Here is a 17104-nt window from a genome sequence, read left to right as displayed (position 1 = left end):
AAGTGGCGTAGCAAAGGATCGACTGGAGGAATCTATACCTAAGTGGGGACCCTGCAGCTCACACGATGATGGGAACCGCCGGACTACAAGCTCAACAAATGATGCAATGGTCTTTTCCCGAGGCATATCGGGAGACCATCGGCGATGCGAAAACGGAGGACTAACCAGTGGTCAAGTGGAAACTCGACGAATGCTTTAAGGCTGCAATCTTGAAGAGGATTGCCGCGCTCGGCCTGGCGGCGATGACAATCTCGTCCTTTGCCGGTTCGGCCTCGGCGGAGTCGCTGCTCGATAAGATTAAGAACGGAGAAACGATCCGTCTTGGCTTCACCAATGAGCCTCCCAGTGCCTATCCTGGTGCGAACAACGAGCCGCTTGGCCTGGTCAATGTGATGACACTGGACGTTCTGAGAAAGATGGGAACGACCAAAATCGAGCCGGTCGTAACCGATTGGGGTTCCCTTGTCCCGGGCCTCCAGGCTGGTCGCTTTGACATCATCACGGGCGGCATGTGGATTAAGCCGGAGCGGTGCCGCAACGTCCTGTTCAGCGAACCGATCGCATCGAGCAATGATTCGATGATCGTGCCGAAGGGCAATCCGGAAGCGCTGCATTCCCTCCATGACGCTCAGAAGAAGGGGCTTACCCTGGCCATCATGACGGGTACCACCGCAGTCGAGCAGGCGAAGAAATTAGGTTTCCCTGACGACAAGGTTATGCAGGTCGCCGGACCGCCCGAGGTCGTACAGGCTGTAAAGGCCGGCCGCGCCGCTGCCGGCTCGCTCTATAGTCTGAACGCGACGACTCTTGCCGAGCAGGATCCCAGCATTGAGGTGGCTGACCCGTATACCCCGCCGGGACCGAATGAACATCCCGCCATAGCCTTCCCGCTCAGCGAACAGGCTGCGGTAGACGCGTTCAATGCTGTGTTGAAAGACTATATTGGCTCTGACGAAATGATGGCCGCGGTCGGCAAATATGGTTACACCAAACGCGATCTCCCGGATGGCAGCAAGACCGCTGATCTTTGCAAGGGCTGAAGCTATGCGTCTGACCGCTCCCCGGCCCTTGGCCGGTAGGCGGTCAGTGGGGAGGGCATATGAGTAAGGTCGATCTCAGCTTTATCTTTGCCGTGCTCACCAAGGGCGTCATGACTACGGTCATCGTCACTCTTGGCGCCTGCGTCGTAGCGATCGTCCTTGGGCTTTTCGTGGGCCTGACCCGAGTCTCTCCCCGTCGGCAGTTGCGCTGGTTCAGTATCGCCTACATCGAATTCTTCCGCGGGACGTCCATGCTGGTTCAGCTCTACTGGTGGTTCTTTGTATTGCCGATTTTCGGTATTTTCCTGTCGCCGTGGACTGTCGGAATTTTGGGGATCGGAATGAATGCCTCTGGCTACGCAGCCGAGTATGTCCGCGCCGCCATTCAGGCCGTTGATAGGGGCCAGTATGAGGCATCTACAGCGCTCAATTTTTCGCGGCTCACCATGATGCGGCGTATTATCCTCCCACAGGCAATGCGCGCCATGCTGCCGACCTGGGGTAACATGCTCATCGATGTGCTTAAGGGTAGCTCGCTCGTCTTCTTCATCACCATTCCCGAATTTACTAGCGCCGCCAAGCAGGCGGCCGACGCAACTGGCGATTATATGCTGTTCTTTGCGGTTGCACTATTCGGTTATTACATCATCGCGCGCGCCCTCATCACTCCTTTCGTGCGCTGGCTGGAACGCCGCGTCTCGCGCGGTTTCGTTCGGGAGCAGGTGGCTTGAAGATCTGGGATTGGTCTTACGTATGGGAGGCTTTCCCATATCTCTATCAGGGAGCGATCGTCACCATTGAGGCTACGCTGCTCGGGTTTGCGATCGCGCTGATATTGGGTCTTGTCTTCGCGATGATTCGCCAGTCGCCAAACCGCTACGTCTCGACCACCATGGCGGAGATCGTGGAGTTTATCCGTTCAACGCCCTTGCTGCTGCAGTTGTTCTTTGTCTATTTCGTTGGTCCGCAGATCGGAATCTTCATTCCTGCCTGGACGGCGGGAGTTGGCGTGCTGGGGATCCACTATGCAGCCTATTGTTCCGAAGTCTTCCGCGGCGGCATCGAGAATGTGGATGGCGGCCAGTGGGAGGCCTGTACGGCACTAAACCTTTCGCGAACGCGGACCTGGCGAACAATCATTCTGCCGCAGGCGATCCCGCCCATGGTGCCAGCTCTGGGCAATTACTTCATCGGCATGTTCAAGGACACGCCGGTCCTGGCGGCAATCTCGATCTTCGAGATGCTGCAGCAGGCGAAAAATTTCGGGGGCAATAACTATCGATACATAGAAGCGATCACTATGTGCGGCTTCTTCTACTACGTGTTCAGCTTGGTTGCTTCCGCTATCGTGCAGTCGGTCCGCGTCTGGCTCAACCGCCGCTACCATCTGCAATAGGGAGGCCTTATACTATGAGCGAATTTGTGCTTCGCTTCGAGGACGATCTCACGAAGCGCCCTAGGGCATCAGCCAGGCGGGACGAGCTTGACCTCGATATCAGGCGCAGCGAAAAAGTCATGAACGAACCCATAGTTCGCTTCGAGAACGTCACAAAGCGCTACGGCGCGTTGACGGTGCTGGACGAACTCAATCTCGAGATCGCACGCAACGAGAAGGTGTCCATCATTGGTCCGTCCGGCTCGGGCAAGACCACCGTTCTGCGCATGCTGATGACGCTTGAGCACATCAACGGGGGGGTGATATGGGTCGACGGTGAACCGTTGACGCATACGCAGAAGAACGGCCAAATAGTGCCGGCGAGCGAGCGTCATCTCCGTCGCGTGCGTGCCAAGATCGGTATGGTGTTCCAGCACTTTAACCTGTTCCCGCATATGACTGCTCTGCAGAACTGCATGGAGGCGCCGATCTCCGTCCTTGGGCTCTCGAAGAAGGAGGCGGAGGCCCGAGCGGCAGAGCTGCTCGACTTGGTGGGCCTCGGCGACAAGAAGAACCATTTCCCGATCCAGCTTTCCGGGGGCCAGAAGCAACGCGTGGCGATCGCTCGGGCGTTGGCCATGCGGCCCAAGGTGATGCTGTTTGACGAGGTGACATCAGCGCTTGACCCGGAACTGGTTGGAGAGGTGCTCAACGTCATCCGCAAGCTCAGCGCCGAACATGACCTCACAATGCTGATGGTCACGCACCAGATGGGCTTTGCCAAGGAGTTCTCCGATCGCGTGTGCTTCTTTTCTGGCGGTAAGATTGTCGAGCAAGGCCCGCCCAGCCAGCTTTTAGGCAATCCGCAAAACGAGCGAACGCAGCAGTTTCTCAATGCGGTGCTGGAGACGAGGTGAGTTGCGGGTTGTGCCGCTAGTTGAGTTATCCCGTGGGTGGCTTCCGGGCAGGAACTGGTCCGTTCGGAGCAGGCTGCCCTGCGACGAACCTACGCGCGGTTTTTCAGGGCCGGGTTGATGTCGAGGTTACTGCCCCAGTTCATTCAGGACTGCATAACTAGGATCGTCCGGTCCAAGCCCCAGATTGGTCGAGTTAGGTAAATAGCGCTGCCCGTTCGGCAGTTGCGAGCTTGAAGATCTGATGTGCGTTCAATCTGCCATTCAGGGCATCTGGGCTCTGGAAAGTGCCCTAACACGATTGTCTGACGGCGGACGCAAACCCGGTATCCTACAGGCCCGGGGAGGGTCGCACAAGCGTTCTGCGGTTTCCCAGTTTTTACGGCTTTCATGCGAATGCACCAAAACAATGCCGACTTACTGCGCCTGGAAAGGCATGTTTCTCTGAAACAGCCGTTTCGACGCTGTTAAATTCGTGCATTCAGAGAGAACCTGTATCGCGCAGGTGATGGGCATTTGCTGCCGAAATCACCATCTTAGCTGCTTCCAGAAGAAGGATGCTTCCGTGACAACTCAACAAAGGGCCCTCGGAATTATTGGGCTGGAGATCGGACTTCCGCCTCGTGAATTTCCGCCACCGCAACCGGAGTCGGTCTTCAACCCGGCAACTTTCGACTTCCCAATTATAATAGAGACCGCGGCCGGGGCTTTGGAGGAGAGGGTCATTCCCGGTGATGCTTCTCTCGAGCCGGCCTACATTGCAGCTGCCAGGCGGTTGGTCGAGCGCGGAGCAGTCGCGATAACCGGGGACTGCGGGTTCAGTATCCGGTACCAGGCTGCAGTGGCCGCGTCTGTCGAAGTCCCGGTGGCCATGTCGAGCCTGCTACTGGCGCCCACGCTACTCCGGCAGCTTCCAGCTGACGCAAAGCTCGCCGTTGTGGCCGCAGACTCAAGACACTGCGGCAAAGAGCTGCTGGGCATAGATTCATCCGCAGAGGCAAGAGTAGTCATCGGCGGCATTGAAGGTGACGCGTGGCCGGCTGGTGTTGTTGAAATGGAGTCGGAGGTTGCAGCCTGTGTCGCGCGACTTGGCGCCGCACATCCGGGGATTGCCGCCCTCCTATTTGAATGTACATTGTTCCCGATGGTGACGTCAGCAATCCGTCGTAGGACAGGACTGCCCATCTATGACGCCGCGACCCTTTATCGGATGACATTCGCGTCCGTGGCTTGACCGCTTGGAGGCCACTATCCCAAAATATGAGCTCATGTCTGGTATGAGTTGCGGCTCGTTATTGTAACACACGTCCGCATCTTGTCGAATACTCTGTCGAGACTGGATCCTCGATTTCCGAGGTCAGGACGCGGTGCCTGAGATGCAGGTTGGATTTTTGGAACTCGTGCTGGTCGACCGTGATCCAGACGCTAAGCGGCGACCGACTTCGGCCGGAGTTGAAGCAGGGCGATCAAGGGCCACAAAAATCACTTCAGCCACCTGAGCAGGAGGGAGAAGTTGTATCCGGCGGCGGCCAGGACGGCGTTGAGGGCGTCGCCCTGCTGGCCGGCGAGGTAGTTGCGGCCCATGCGGTGTTCGTTCTTGATGTGGCCGATATGACGCTTGCCAGCGTGTGGCCGTCATAGGGATTGCCGGGCAGCGCTTTTGCATGCAGGGCGAACTGGCCGCCCTTGGAGCGCTTCAGCGTGGTGGCCACCGACACCTTCACACCGAACTCGTAGGGCATATGCGCCTTGCCCTTGCCAATGCATTCCACCTCGTGCGCGTGCAGGCTGTAGATCTTGCGGCCGCGCTGGCGCTGGCGTTGCTAGAGAACGGTGGCGGCCTGGTAGAACGGCCATTTGAAGAGCGCGTCCAGCCCCGCATCGCCGGCGATCTGGCGAGAAATGTCGCGAATGGTCCGGCCGAGATAGGTCTTGAGCCTGCGCAGCGCCTTGTTGGCCCGCTTGAACTGCTTGGCGTGGGCATAGCGCTGGTGGCTGATCAGCGCCAGCTGATAGCTCTGGCGCAAATGGAGCTCCTTCCCTCTTGGCCAGCCGCACCAGCCGTTCGCGCGCCCGGTTGATGAGCTTGGCGTCGGTCGGGAACATGACGTTCTTCGGCTGCACGGTTGTGTCGACGATCACCTGGCGCGTGTCGGCCGGCTTCATCGCCCCGGTCTTGACCGCAAGGCTGAGGCTCTCCTGCAACAGCGCCACGATCCGCTCCTCGCCCATGCGGCTGCGCCAGCGCGTCATCGACGAGAGGTCGAACGGCAGCGTATGGCAAAAGAACGTCTCGCCGGTGAGATACTGGAAGTAAGGGTTCTCCACCCAGCGCTCGCACAGCACCTCATCCGACAGGTTGAAGGTGTGCTTGAGGATCGCCAGCCCCGCCATCAGCCGGGTCGGCAGCGGCGGCATGCCGGGGCCGTCCGAATAGACGGCGCCGAAACGCTCCTCCAGCACCGGCCGGTCGATCGCCTGCTTCATGTTGATGATCTGATCGAGCCTGGAGCGGAACAGGTCCTGCTCTCCCGTCTCGCGTGGCTTGGACATTCGCCGTCCCCTCGATTCGCCGCCGCCGAACCGAGTGAATCACGCTCCGCAGCACAAGGGAATCGCAAAACCGAATTGCAGGAAAACAGCGTCCAAATACCGCTAATCCTGCAATTCAAAAGACGCTATCCGCCTCAATCAAAAGGCCAGATCAATGGCTTGCGGATAGTTCACGGTCGACGAGCTGGCGGCCACGCATCAGGCTGGAGATCCATCAGCGTTTACATCGTTTTTCAACGGGCGGCTCAAGCTCCGTGTTGTTGCGCGGCGCGCAGCTTGTCGAACGCCTCTTAGACCGTCGTGTGCCGGAAGAGGATATCCTCTGGAATTTCGGCATCGACATTCCGACATCACACATCCGTGATAAAGGCGTTTGCGGCTCGACGGGACCCTCCAACCCGAGGTCGCGAACAGAACCTGAATGACTGCCTCGTTTGCTATATGCGAATTGTCCGTGGGCGCCGCCAGGAGCTGGAACCGGCCAATCGACTTTAATTCTGGCTAGCTGTGCCCAGAATCGAGAAAAACGCCGGATTCATGCAGGCACAGCGGCCAATTTGCAGGAACCACCCCCCTGGGCACTGCTACTTATCTGGAATGAGGGGACTGTGGAGCTTCCGTCAAAAGGAAGCCAGATGTTCCGGGTTGAGGCCGTAGATCATCGTGGTCGTGTGAACATGAAGTGATGATAAAGCCGGCAAACAGGGAGGATAAAATGAGCCAATACTCATATAATCGTCGTGCGCTTATGAAGGCAATGCTGGCGATTTCGGCGACCCCTTGGGGGATTAACTCGAGGGCGTTCGCCTCGTCGTGCGACGATCGCATCCTGCGAATCGGCGGACTGGGTGGAGGCCCTGATTCGATGAACCCCTTCGCCACTTGGGGCTCCTTTTGGCCCTTGGCTATTTGCTATGATTTCTTGGTCTGCATAGACGCCCAGCGATACGACGATCGAAAGGGCTTTGCCCAATCTTGGTCCGTCGCCGACGACAACCTCACTTGGACCTTCAAGATCTGGCCCGGCATGAAGTGGTCGGACGGCCAGCCTGCTACCGCTAGGGACGCGGCGTTCACTTATAGTTATTTGCACGATTCCATAGGCAAGCCCGACGAGCTAAACGTCGGGTGGAACAGCACCAGCGGTCTTGAGAACGTCGAGTCCATCAAAGCGTTCGACGACGAGACTTTGCAGATCGTGACCAAGTTCCCCGCGACCTGGCCAATAGACAATATCATAATGATCGTTCCCGAGCACATTTGGAAGGACATCAGCTATGCTGACGCACGCGTAACCTTCCGCAACGATCCGCCTTTGGTGGGTACGGGACCTATGATCGTTTCGGAGTTTCACCAGGGCCAGTTTACACGCCTGACGCCGAACCCCTATTTCCGTACGGGGAAGCCCCAAATCGCGGGGGTGATCCTGCGGTCCTTCGATGCCGCCGATCCGATTGCGCAAGGTCTTAAGAGCGGGGAACTCGATTATGGCAACTACCTGACGTCCGCCCAGTGGGCTGATCTCTCGAAGGATCCCGACATTGTAGTCGGTGAATCCCGCATAGCTCAGAAAACCTATCTCGCCTTCAACACCGCTTCGGGAGATGGCGCAGGTAGCACCAAGGCTCTGCAGGATCCGGCGTTTCGCGATGCGCTCGGCTACGCGATCGATCAGAAGGCCATCGTCGATCGAGCCATGCGCGGACACGCCGACCCTGGTGTCGGACTCGCAATGCCGGTGGCGGCCGATTACTATTCAGATCTGAACGACATCAGGCGCCACTTCGATCTCGCCGAAGCCAACCGCCGGCTTGACGCCGCAGGGTACCGGGACACGAACGGCGATGGCATTCGGGAGGACAAGGACGGGAAGAGTTTCCAGCTAGAGCTGGTGTCTGGACCTTCAGCAAATATAGAGATGCCGGTCGCGGCAGTGCAGTTTATCGCTGGCTGGTTGGAGCAAATCGGTATCCCTGTATCGGTGACTCGGCTCGACTCCGGTGCGCTGAGCGCCCGCGCCGCAGCTCCGGCGAAAGGCGGCGGAGGGTGGGATCTGCTCATTTCCGATACCTGGCAAGGCCCAACACCTAAAGACCTGCTCATCTTCGGCAGCAGCAATTCCATCGGCATCAAGAACAAGGCGTACTGGACGAATGCGGAGTTCGACAAACTGTTCGCGGAGGTGCAGGTCACCGTTGACCTCAAGAAAAACCAAAAGCTGGTCGACCAGGCAGCGCGACTAATTTATACTGAAGCGCCTTACATCGTACTATGTTACCCCACCCTGCTCGAAGCCCACCGGAGGGATTGCTTCGAGGGTTGGGGAAAGCAAGGCATCATGTCGATGGACAGCTACTTCCCATTCGATCGCTTGAAGCCGGTGCCCGCGCCGTGAACGGAGGGGGAGGGAGCCGTCACATCCTGCGCATCATCGTCAGGGCCTCTATAACCCTCCTGATGGTGGCAGTCCTGAACTTCATCCTATTCCGAGTTATTCCAGGTGACCCTGCATCTCTTTTGCTTGGCGGGGCGCGCGTCAGCGTCACCGCCGAGCAGATTGAGGCGCAGAACCAACGTTGGGGCCTTGACCGGCCGCTGTTCCCGGACCAGGCGGTCGACTACCTGTCGGCAACACTCCGCGGCGATTTCGGCTACAGCTTCAAGTTCAGGGGCAGGCATGTCGCAGACCTGATAGCGGAACGCCTGCCGGACACCATAGTCCTAGTCGGGGTTGCTCAGATAATGGCAATCGTTATTGGGGTGATGCTTGGGATCTACGCAGGCTGGCGCCGGGGAGGAGCCGGCGACCGTATCGCAACCGGAGCCTCTCTGGCGCTCTATTCTACGCCGGCTTTCTGGCTCGGCATGATCCTGGTGGTAATCTTCAGCACGGCATTGGGTTGGCTCCCGGGCTATGGTGCATACTCGCCCGGCCTGATCACGGGCTCTCTTGGTTCGTTCCTCGACTACCTGCAACATCTCACGCTTCCCGCCACTGCGGTGGCGCTTGGGCTAATCGGCCAGTACGTCGTCGTCGCTCGTGCCGCAATGAGTGACGTACTCACCGAGGATTACATGGTAACCGCACGGGCGAAAGGGCTGACCAACGGTCAAATGCTGATGCGTCATGCATTTCGCAATGCAATGCTACCGGTCGTGACCTTGATCACCCTCAATATTGGCTATGTGGTCGCCGGGGCCATCACTGTCGAAGCCGTTTTCGCCTGGCCGGGTATCGGCGGGCTGACGGTGGAAGCACTCAACGCACGGGACTACCCAGTCCTTCAAGGCATATTCCTGTTGCTTGGCGTTTCAATTGTTCTCGCAAACCTCGTAGCCGATCTTGCCTACAGCCTTCTAGATCCGAGGGTCCGACAATGAGCGACAATATTGTTCGATATTGCCCGCGAGGCCGGGCGCGCGCAATAAAAGGCTTTCTGCGTCAATTTCTCAGCTATGGCGGTGCTCAGGTGGGCCTCGTATGTCTGGTATTCTTTCTTGTTGTGGGAGCGGTCCCCAATATTCTGGCGGGACCGCTCCAGACTGCGATCAATGCAACTGGCGATTTCCTCGCACCCCCATCAGGCGAGCATCTGCTCGGCACGGACGAAATCGGGCGGGACGTGCTCAATCTGGTCCTCCATGGTGCCCGGATCTCGCTTACGATTGCGCTACTCGCGACTGTGATCAGCCTCGTCGTTGGGACTACAATCGGTACGACCGCTGGCTACTATGGTGGCAGGGTCGACGTCTGGCTGATGCGCTTGACAGACTTCTTTTTTGTCATGCCGTCCTTCGTGCTGGCGCTGGTCATTACACCCGTGGTTCTCGAGGTGATGGGGCGCGGTGGAGAAATCCTGGGCTTCCGTCCTTCTCTTTTCGTGATCATTGTCGTTATAGGCATGACAAGCTGGTCCTTTGTTGCACGTATCGTCCGGAGTCAGACACTGTCGCTTAAGGAGCGACCATTCATTGATCGTGCGCGCGTTGCGGGTAGCAGTAATTTCGGCATCATGGTGCGGCACATCCTCCCCAATCTCGTGCCGCAAATCGCAGCCAATGGTGCGCTGGTGGTCGCCAGCGCAATCTATGTCGAGACATCGCTCTCATTCCTTGGACTCGGGGACCCGTTGCAGCCTTCATGGGGCACTTTGCTTTCGCTCGCTCAGCGCGCCGGCGCGGCCAGTGCTGGAGCCTGGTGGTACCTCGGCGCCCCAGGACTGTGCGTACTCACGGTTTCGCTTAGCTTCGTCCTGATTGGCAGTGCCCTTGACGACACGTTCAATCCACGGCGGAGGGTGATCCCATGACCAGCTCCTCCCAGGACAAAACACCGCTTCTGGAAATAGACCGGCTCTCTGTCGATTATGGGCTCAAGGGCGTTTCATTGCGAGCAATCGACGGCGTAAGCTTCGCGCTCCGAGCCGGAGAGGCCGTGGGCCTCGTCGGAGAATCGGGCAGTGGCAAGACCACGACCGCGATGGCGATCGCTGGTCTACTATCACCCAACGCGCGGGTCAGCGGCGGCCAAGTGCGCTATCGTGGCAACCGACTGCCGATCGACGATGATGCGGCGATGCGGCCACATCGCTGGAGCGAAACGTCCGTTGTCTTCCAGGGCGCGATGAACGCACTTAATCCTGTTCACCGCATTATCAAGCAGATCGCCGAGCCATGCATGCTGAAGCTCGGCATGTCGCGGGGCGAGGCGACCAAGCGGGGAAGTGAGTTGCTTCAACTGGTCGGCATCCCGGCGGATCGTGGTTCCGCCTACCCTCACGAGTTGTCGGGCGGAATGCGACAAAGGGTGATGATTGCCATGGCGCTCGCGTGTCGACCTTCGATTATCATTGGTGACGAGCCCACCACAGCGCTCGACGTCATCACTCAGGCTCAGATCCTTAACCTGCTAGGCGACTTGCGATCGCAGTTGAGCCTCGCCCTGATTTTGATCACCCACGACCTTTCTGTGGTGGCTAAGTGTTGTGATCGCGTAATGATCATGTACGCGGGCCGCATCGTCGAGGATGGCACTGTCGCCGAGATTTTCGCCCAGCCCAAACATCCCTACACCCGACAGCTGATCGAATCGATCCCGAACCCAGCGAGCGGCAAAAAGATGATCCGGCCAATACCGGGTGATCCTCCCAACTTGGTGAATCGACCCTCGGGCTGCGCTTTCCATCCGCGTTGCCCGTCGGTCATGGGGGGGTGCGCGACCGAAGTCCCCAGCCTCAATAAGTTCGGGCGGGGACGTGTCGCCTGTCACCTTCACCGGTCCTTGACGCAAGAAGACAAGGTCGCTGTTCATGCCTGACACTGCCGGCATCCTGCGTCTCGAGAGCCTGCAAGTTCATTTTCCTATCCAGGGCGGTCTGTTCGACCGTGTCCTGGGCCGATCTGTCGGCGCCATGCGCGCGGTAGACGGGATCGACCTCAACGTCGGGCGGGGCGAGATCGTCGCCCTGGTCGGCGAATCGGGAAGCGGCAAGACCACTGTGGGCCGCGTCATCACCAAGCTTGCCAAGCCGACTGGCGGCAGAATGCTGTTCGAAGGCCGCGACATGAGGTCGGTAGAGGGCTTCTCGGCTCTACGTCCGTACCGGCGTCGCGTGCAAATGATCTTCCAGGACGCTTATCAGGCCCTCAATCCGCGACACACCGTGTTCGACATCGTGGCGGAGCCGTTGCAGTCCCTGCGGCTGGTCGGTAACGCCACTCAACTCGCCGACCGGGTGAGTGAAGCGCTTGCGGCCGCTGGGCTCAATCCTCCCGGCGATTTCTTCGCCCGCTTCCCGCACGAGCTATCCGGCGGGCAGCGCCAGCGCGTCGTGATTGCAGGAGCGCTTGCCGTCCGGCCGGAACTCATCGTTGCTGATGAACCTGTATCGATGCTCGATGTCTCGATACGCGCTCAGATTCTTCAGGTCCTGGTTGACTTGCGCGACAGGCACAACATGGCGCTGCTGTTCATCACCCACGATTTGCCCCTTGCCTGGCTGATCGCCGACCGGATTGCGGTCTTGTATCTTGGAAAATTGGTCGAGATTGGTAGCGCCGACGAGATCACATTCAACCCTCGCCATCCGTATACCGTCGCCTTGCGCAACGCCACACCGCAGATTGGCGGCAACGCAGGTCGCGCCGAGTTGCCGGCCCTGCAGGGCGAGGTTCCAAGTGCCGCGCGCGTGCCGAAGGGCTGCCGTTTCCATCCTCGTTGCCCGCTTGCCTTCGACCGTTGCAAAGCTGAGGAGCCGCCGGCGATCGAAGTTGGACCACAGCACCTGTCAGCCTGCTGGCTCGCTAAGTGAAAGGCATGCAATCAGCGCCACCCCAATGAGCGTATTCCATCTGGTATTGCACAGGCAGGTGGGCTGGAACACCACCATGCAGATAGAATGCTGAGACCCGTCGAAATTGGCCACTCCATCTTGAATCAGTCTCAATGTCTGGGAGGCACTCTGAAGTGTGTAATGAACTAGGCCCGATTAAACCGCCAACGCCGCGATACGAAGTGGTTTTGCAGACCGGCTTGCGCGTTCCAATGCGGGACGGCGTTGAGCTCGCCACGGACCTGTATCGGCCTATTGGTTACACTGGGGAACTCGGGTCAATCCTTATCCGAACTCCATACGGTAAGACGCCCTATCGCTGTCCGGTTGAGCCTCGCCACAAAGTGGCAAGAATGTTTGCTGGACAAGGGTTCGCTGTACTTGTGCAGGAGCGTCGTGGCGTCTTCGATTCCGGCGGCGTATACGCTAGGGAACATATAGGGGACGACGGTTATGACACGCTGTCCTGGATTTCGCAGCAGCCATGGTCGAATGGACGCGTGGGCACATATGGGTGCTCGGCGCTTGGTATCGCGCAGGTTTTGCTGGCGCAGTTGTGCCATCCAGCCCACCGATGCGCAATTGCGCAGGGATCGGGCGGCGCGAACGGCTCTGCCGGAGGGCGATATCGCAACGGGGATCTCCGTCTCGGCGGTGCGGTGGAGGTTGCCGCGTTTGTCCCCTGGTTCCACCAAACCGCAGCGAAGGACCGGTCCCGAGTGCAACCGAAAAGCGATGAGGAGTATCAGCGGGCTTTCGCGTCGCTGCCGCTCGTCAACATGCTTAAGAGCCTTGGGGGACCGCCGACTGACTGGGAGGACTGGGTCTCGCGTGACCCAGGCGATCCCTGGGGGGATCGGAATGGGATGCTTAGCGAGGACTCGACCATCGACGTCCCAGCCCTGTTCGTGAACTCGTGGTACGACGTGGGGGCTGCCGACGCGCTTCACCAGCAGCGCGTTTTTAGTGCTCGCGGATTGAGCCCGGCGGCACGCGATCACCAACATATCATTCTGTCGCCAGCCACGCATTGTGGCACCGAGAGTCTCAAAGCCCCGACGGTTATCGGCGAGCGCGAGCTGGGCGACGCGCGCCTGGATTGCTGGCAGATCTACCTGGACTGGTTCGACTGCTGGCTGAACGACAAGCCCGACCGGATCGAGGGAATGCCCCGCGTCCAGTACTACGTGATGGGTCGCAACGAGTGGCGTGCCGCGTCAGAATGGCCCCCTCTTGGTGTGGAACTGCAGCACTGGTTCCTCCGCAGCGGCGGGAATGCCGCGACCCGTCTAGGCGACGGGACTCTTGATGTAGAGCCTCCGAGTGCCGACGAGCCGGCTGACACGTTTACCTACGACCCTGGGGATCCGGCGCCGTTCTTGGGGATGGACGGCGGGAAGTCAAGTGGAACTACTATAGGACCCCGCGATTACCAGGACGTCCAGCTTCGTCCAGACGTCCTCTGCTTCACTTCACCGCCCCTCACAGAGGGCATGGAGGTTACCGGATTTGTCCGGGCGGTCCTCTTCGTCTCTTCTTCGGCCCCGGACACGGACTTCGTGGCCAGACTGTTGGACGTACATCCCGATGGCCGTGCGATTGACGTGGTGGACGGGATACTGCGCGTCCGCTATCGCGAGGGCTTTGATCGGGCTGTTTTCATGGAACCGAGCGTTATATGCAAAATCGAGATTGATCTCGACGCCACAAGTAATTGGTTTCCGGCCGGCCATCAAATTCGCCTGGAAATCACTAGTTCGGCCTTCCCGCGGTTCGACCGCAACCTGAATACGGGAGGTAACAACTGGGACGAAACTGAATGGGTAGTGGCTCGGAACACGATTCATCACTGCGAGCAGTTCCCCTCCCACGTACTGCTTCCTGTGATGACAGCGATGGGGTCCCATGCCGGCAAGGCGAATTTGAACAGCTTGCCGCCTGGCTAGCCTACCTCCACTATTTCAAACAAACGGTGATAACAAGCTGCGATCGGTCGGGGAGCCCGTCGCTTCTCACATCAAGCAGCTTGCCCCATCGGCCCGCGTCAATCAGCATGGAATGGGGGTCCATGGATCGGCACATAATGGCGGTGAGACTCACAATTGATGTTTTGCACAGCGGCGTAGGCGCGCTGTCACATTGATTTAAGCAATAGGGAAATTGGGGTGGCAACGCGCCATCATTGAGTGCCGGACCTGCTAGAGAAGCACGGTTGAGTTTCTTTTCAAACAACTTAGCAACGGCACAGAGTTCATCGTTGTACTGTGAATGCGACGAACACACCACCGTGCAGATAGAATGCTGAGACCCGTCGAAATTGGCCACTCCATCTTGAATCAGTCTCAATGTCTGGGAGGCACTCTGAAGTGTGTAATGAACTAGGCCCGATTAAACCGCCAACGCCGCGATACGAAGTGGTTTTGCAGACCGGCTTGCGCGTTCCAATGCGGGACGGCGTTGAGCTCGCCACGGACCTGTATCGGCCTATTGGTTACACTGGGGAACTCGGGTCAATCCTTATCCGAACTCCATACGGTAAGACGCCCTATCGCTGTCCGGTTGAGCCTCGCCACAAAGTGGCAAGAATGTTTGCTGGACAAGGGTTCGCTGTACTTGTGCAGGAGCGTCGTGGCGTCTTCGATTCCGGCGGCGTATACGCTAGGGAACATATAGGGGACGACGGTTATGACACGCTGTCCTGGATTTCGCAGCAGCCATGGTCGAATGGACGCGTGGGCACATATGGGTGCTCGGCGCTTGGTATCGCGCAGGTTTTGCTGGCGCAGTTGTGCCATCCAGCCCACCGATGCGCAATTGCGCAGGGATCGGGCGGCGCGAACGGCTCTGCCGGAGGGCGATATCGCAACGGGGATCTCCGTCTCGGCGGTGCGGTGGAGGTTGCCGCGTTTGTCCCCTGGTTCCACCAAACCGCAGCGAAGGACCGGTCCCGAGTGCAACCGAAAAGCGATGAGGAGTATCAGCGGGCTTTCGCGTCGCTGCCGCTCGTCAACATGCTTAAGAGCCTTGGGGGACCGCCGACTGACTGGGAGGACTGGGTCTCGCGTGACCCAGGCGATCCCTGGGGGGATCGGAATGGGATGCTTAGCGAGGACTCGACCATCGACGTCCCAGCCCTGTTCGTGAACTCGTGGTACGACGTGGGGGCTGCCGACGCGCTTCACCAGCAGCGCGTTTTTAGTGCTCGCGGATTGAGCCCGGCGGCACGCGATCACCAACATATCATTCTGTCGCCAGCCACGCATTGTGGCACCGAGAGTCTCAAAGCCCCGACGGTTATCGGCGAGCGCGAGCTGGGCGACGCGCGCCTGGATTGCTGGCAGATCTACCTGGACTGGTTCGACTGCTGGCTGAACGACAAGCCCGACCGGATCGAGGGAATGCCCCGCGTCCAGTACTACGTGATGGGTCGCAACGAGTGGCGTGCCGCGTCAGAATGGCCCCCTCTTGGTGTGGAACTGCAGCACTGGTTCCTCCGCAGCGGCGGGAATGCCGCGACCCGTCTAGGCGACGGGACTCTTGATGTAGAGCCTCCGAGTGCCGACGAGCCGGCTGACACGTTTACCTACGACCCTGGGGATCCGGCGCCGTTCTTGGGGATGGACGGCGGGAAGTCAAGTGGAACTACTATAGGACCCCGCGATTACCAGGACGTCCAGCTTCGTCCAGACGTCCTCTGCTTCACTTCACCGCCCCTCACAGAGGGCATGGAGGTTACCGGATTTGTCCGGGCGGTCCTCTTCGTCTCTTCTTCGGCCCCGGACACGGACTTCGTGGCCAGACTGTTGGACGTACATCCCGATGGCCGTGCGATTGACGTGGTGGACGGGATACTGCGCGTCCGCTATCGCGAGGGCTTTGATCGGGCTGTTTTCATGGAACCGAGCGTTATATGCAAAATCGAGATTGATCTCGACGCCACAAGTAATTGGTTTCCGGCCGGCCATCAAATTCGCCTGGAAATCACTAGTTCGGCCTTCCCGCGGTTCGACCGCAACCTGAATACGGGAGGTAACAACTGGGACGAAACTGAATGGGTAGTGGCTCGGAACACGATTCATCACTGCGAGCAGTTCCCCTCCCACGTACTGCTTCCTGTGATGACAGCGATGGGGTCCCATGCCGGCAAGGCGAATTTGAACAGCATCGCTAGGTGTTTAGATTGTGGTATTCGGCTTTGCCCCCCGCCTTGAACGGGTTGTTTTGAAGTGCTGCGCTTCGAGATGATGACAAAACGTGGTCTGTGTGAACAGCCACAAGCATCAGGAAAGGAAGCGCAGCATGAAAAATTATGCCGGACTGGACGTCTCCGTGAAAGAGACCACCGTTTGCATCGTGAGAAGGGCGCCGAATTTGCCGAGAGATGAAGGTTGCTAGTCATCCGGACGATCTTGCTGACGCATTGAAGAACCCCGCATGGAATCTCGCCCGGATCAGGCTTGAAGCCGGCCCCTTATCCCAATGGTTGGTCTGGCGGCAGCCGGACTACGTGACCTGTATCGAGCCCCGTCATTCCAAGGCGTTCTCAAGGCACAGGTCAACAAGACCGACCGCAACCATGCTCGCGGCATCGCGCAGATATGCGGGTTAACCTGTTCCGGCCCGTGCATGTCAAGAGTAAGCGGTATTCTCGGGCCACGGCCTTGAGCTCGAGCTTGTTGATGTAGACCCAAGGCAGGAGATCGTCGATCTGGCTGTTGGGGTGGCCGTTGACGATCCTGGTGAGGACATCGGCGAGATAAGCCGAGCGGTTCGACACCATTGAGCTTGCAGGTTTCGATCAGCGAGGCGATGACTGCCCAGTGTTCGGCGCCGCCGTCAGAGCCTGCGAAGAGCGCGTTCTTGCGGTTGAGCGCGAAGACTGATTCATTA

The 17104-nt window shown here is 58.8% G+C and carries 12 protein-coding genes and 3 pseudogenes; 13 read left to right on the top strand and 2 right to left on the bottom strand.

Annotation, left to right across the window (positions count from 1 at the left end; translation table 11 throughout):
• Nucleotides 1–167 precede the first annotated feature (167 nt).
• From ehuB to P9273_RS23165, 5 genes are all read left to right on the top strand, one after another.
• Nucleotides 168–1040: an ectoine/hydroxyectoine ABC transporter substrate-binding protein EhuB gene (ehuB, locus tag P9273_RS23185; RefSeq protein ID WP_082826582.1), complete on the top strand. Its 873-nt coding sequence runs from the start codon at nt 168–170 to the stop codon at nt 1038–1040.
• A gap of 59 nt (nt 1041–1099) precedes the next feature.
• Entirely contained in the window at nt 1100–1771 is a 672-nt protein-coding gene (ehuC, locus tag P9273_RS23180) for an ectoine/hydroxyectoine ABC transporter permease subunit EhuC (RefSeq protein ID WP_063169346.1), read from the top strand.
• Entirely contained in the window at nt 1768–2436 is a 669-nt protein-coding gene (gene ehuD / locus P9273_RS23175; RefSeq protein ID WP_063169345.1) for an ectoine/hydroxyectoine ABC transporter permease subunit EhuD, read from the top strand. Before ehuC ends, ehuD begins: the two co-directional genes overlap by 4 nt.
• A 119-nt stretch (nt 2437–2555) precedes the next feature.
• Nucleotides 2556–3332: an ectoine/hydroxyectoine ABC transporter ATP-binding protein EhuA gene (ehuA, locus tag P9273_RS23170; RefSeq protein ID WP_063170381.1), complete on the top strand. Its 777-nt coding sequence runs from the start codon at nt 2556–2558 to the stop codon at nt 3330–3332.
• 562 nt (nt 3333–3894) lie between these two features.
• Nucleotides 3895–4563, top strand: coding sequence for a hypothetical protein (locus P9273_RS23165; protein ID WP_176477193.1), 669 nt, complete (start codon nt 3895–3897; stop codon nt 4561–4563).
• Nucleotides 4564–4811: 248 nt separating this feature from the next.
• Here P9273_RS23165 and P9273_RS23160 read toward each other — a convergent pair.
• Nucleotides 4812–5882, bottom strand: a pseudogene (locus tag P9273_RS23160) (IS5 family transposase).
• A 715-nt stretch (nt 5883–6597) separates the two neighbouring features.
• On the opposite strand from P9273_RS23160, the gene P9273_RS23155 reads away from it, so the two are divergent.
• The 8 genes and pseudogenes from P9273_RS23155 to P9273_RS23120 form a co-directional block, all read left to right on the top strand.
• Nucleotides 6598–8277 carry an ABC transporter substrate-binding protein gene (locus tag P9273_RS23155; protein ID WP_063170379.1) on the top strand — a complete coding sequence of 560 codons (1680 nt, stop codon included), beginning with the start codon at nt 6598–6600 and terminating at the stop codon, nt 8275–8277.
• Nucleotides 8274–9263 carry an ABC transporter permease gene (locus tag P9273_RS23150; protein ID WP_063169344.1) on the top strand — a complete coding sequence of 330 codons (990 nt, stop codon included), beginning with the start codon at nt 8274–8276 and terminating at the stop codon, nt 9261–9263. Before P9273_RS23155 ends, P9273_RS23150 begins: the two co-directional genes overlap by 4 nt.
• Nucleotides 9260–10192 carry an ABC transporter permease gene (locus tag P9273_RS23145; protein WP_063169343.1) on the top strand — a complete coding sequence of 311 codons (933 nt, stop codon included), beginning with the start codon at nt 9260–9262 and terminating at the stop codon, nt 10190–10192. The genes P9273_RS23150 and P9273_RS23145 overlap by 4 nt, the downstream gene beginning before the upstream one ends.
• Nucleotides 10189–11199 (top strand): ABC transporter ATP-binding protein, encoded by a 1011-nt coding sequence (locus tag P9273_RS23140; protein ID WP_063169342.1) that lies wholly within the window; start codon nt 10189–10191, stop codon nt 11197–11199. Before P9273_RS23145 ends, P9273_RS23140 begins: the two co-directional genes overlap by 4 nt.
• Nucleotides 11192–12193: an ABC transporter ATP-binding protein gene (locus tag P9273_RS23135; RefSeq protein WP_063169341.1), complete on the top strand. Its 1002-nt coding sequence runs from the start codon at nt 11192–11194 to the stop codon at nt 12191–12193. The genes P9273_RS23140 and P9273_RS23135 overlap by 8 nt, the downstream gene beginning before the upstream one ends.
• A gap of 134 nt (nt 12194–12327) precedes the next feature.
• A complete protein-coding gene (locus tag P9273_RS23130; protein ID WP_082826581.1) occupies nt 12328–14160 on the top strand; it encodes a CocE/NonD family hydrolase in 1833 nt (610 codons plus the stop codon).
• A gap of 399 nt (nt 14161–14559) precedes the next feature.
• Complete coding sequence (locus P9273_RS23125) at nt 14560–16425, top strand: CocE/NonD family hydrolase (protein WP_127365890.1); 1866 nt, start codon at nt 14560–14562, stop codon at nt 16423–16425.
• Between the two features lie 88 nt (nt 16426–16513).
• A pseudogene (locus tag P9273_RS23120) lies at nt 16514–16878 on the top strand (IS110 family transposase); the annotation flags it as partial.
• On the opposite strand, the pseudogene P9273_RS23115 reads toward P9273_RS23120, so the two are convergent.
• Nucleotides 16866–17088: pseudogene (locus P9273_RS23115) on the bottom strand (transposase domain-containing protein); the annotation flags it as partial. The pseudogenes P9273_RS23120 and P9273_RS23115 sit on opposite strands and share 13 nt — an antisense overlap.
• Nucleotides 17089–17104: the final 16 nt, after the last annotated feature.

This window comes from Mesorhizobium sp. WSM4935 (assembly GCF_029625735.1).
Classification (GTDB): Bacteria; Pseudomonadota; Alphaproteobacteria; order Rhizobiales; family Rhizobiaceae; genus Mesorhizobium.
Note: the sequence above shows the minus strand (reverse complement) of the source record. Positions and strands in the feature narration are given on the sequence as shown.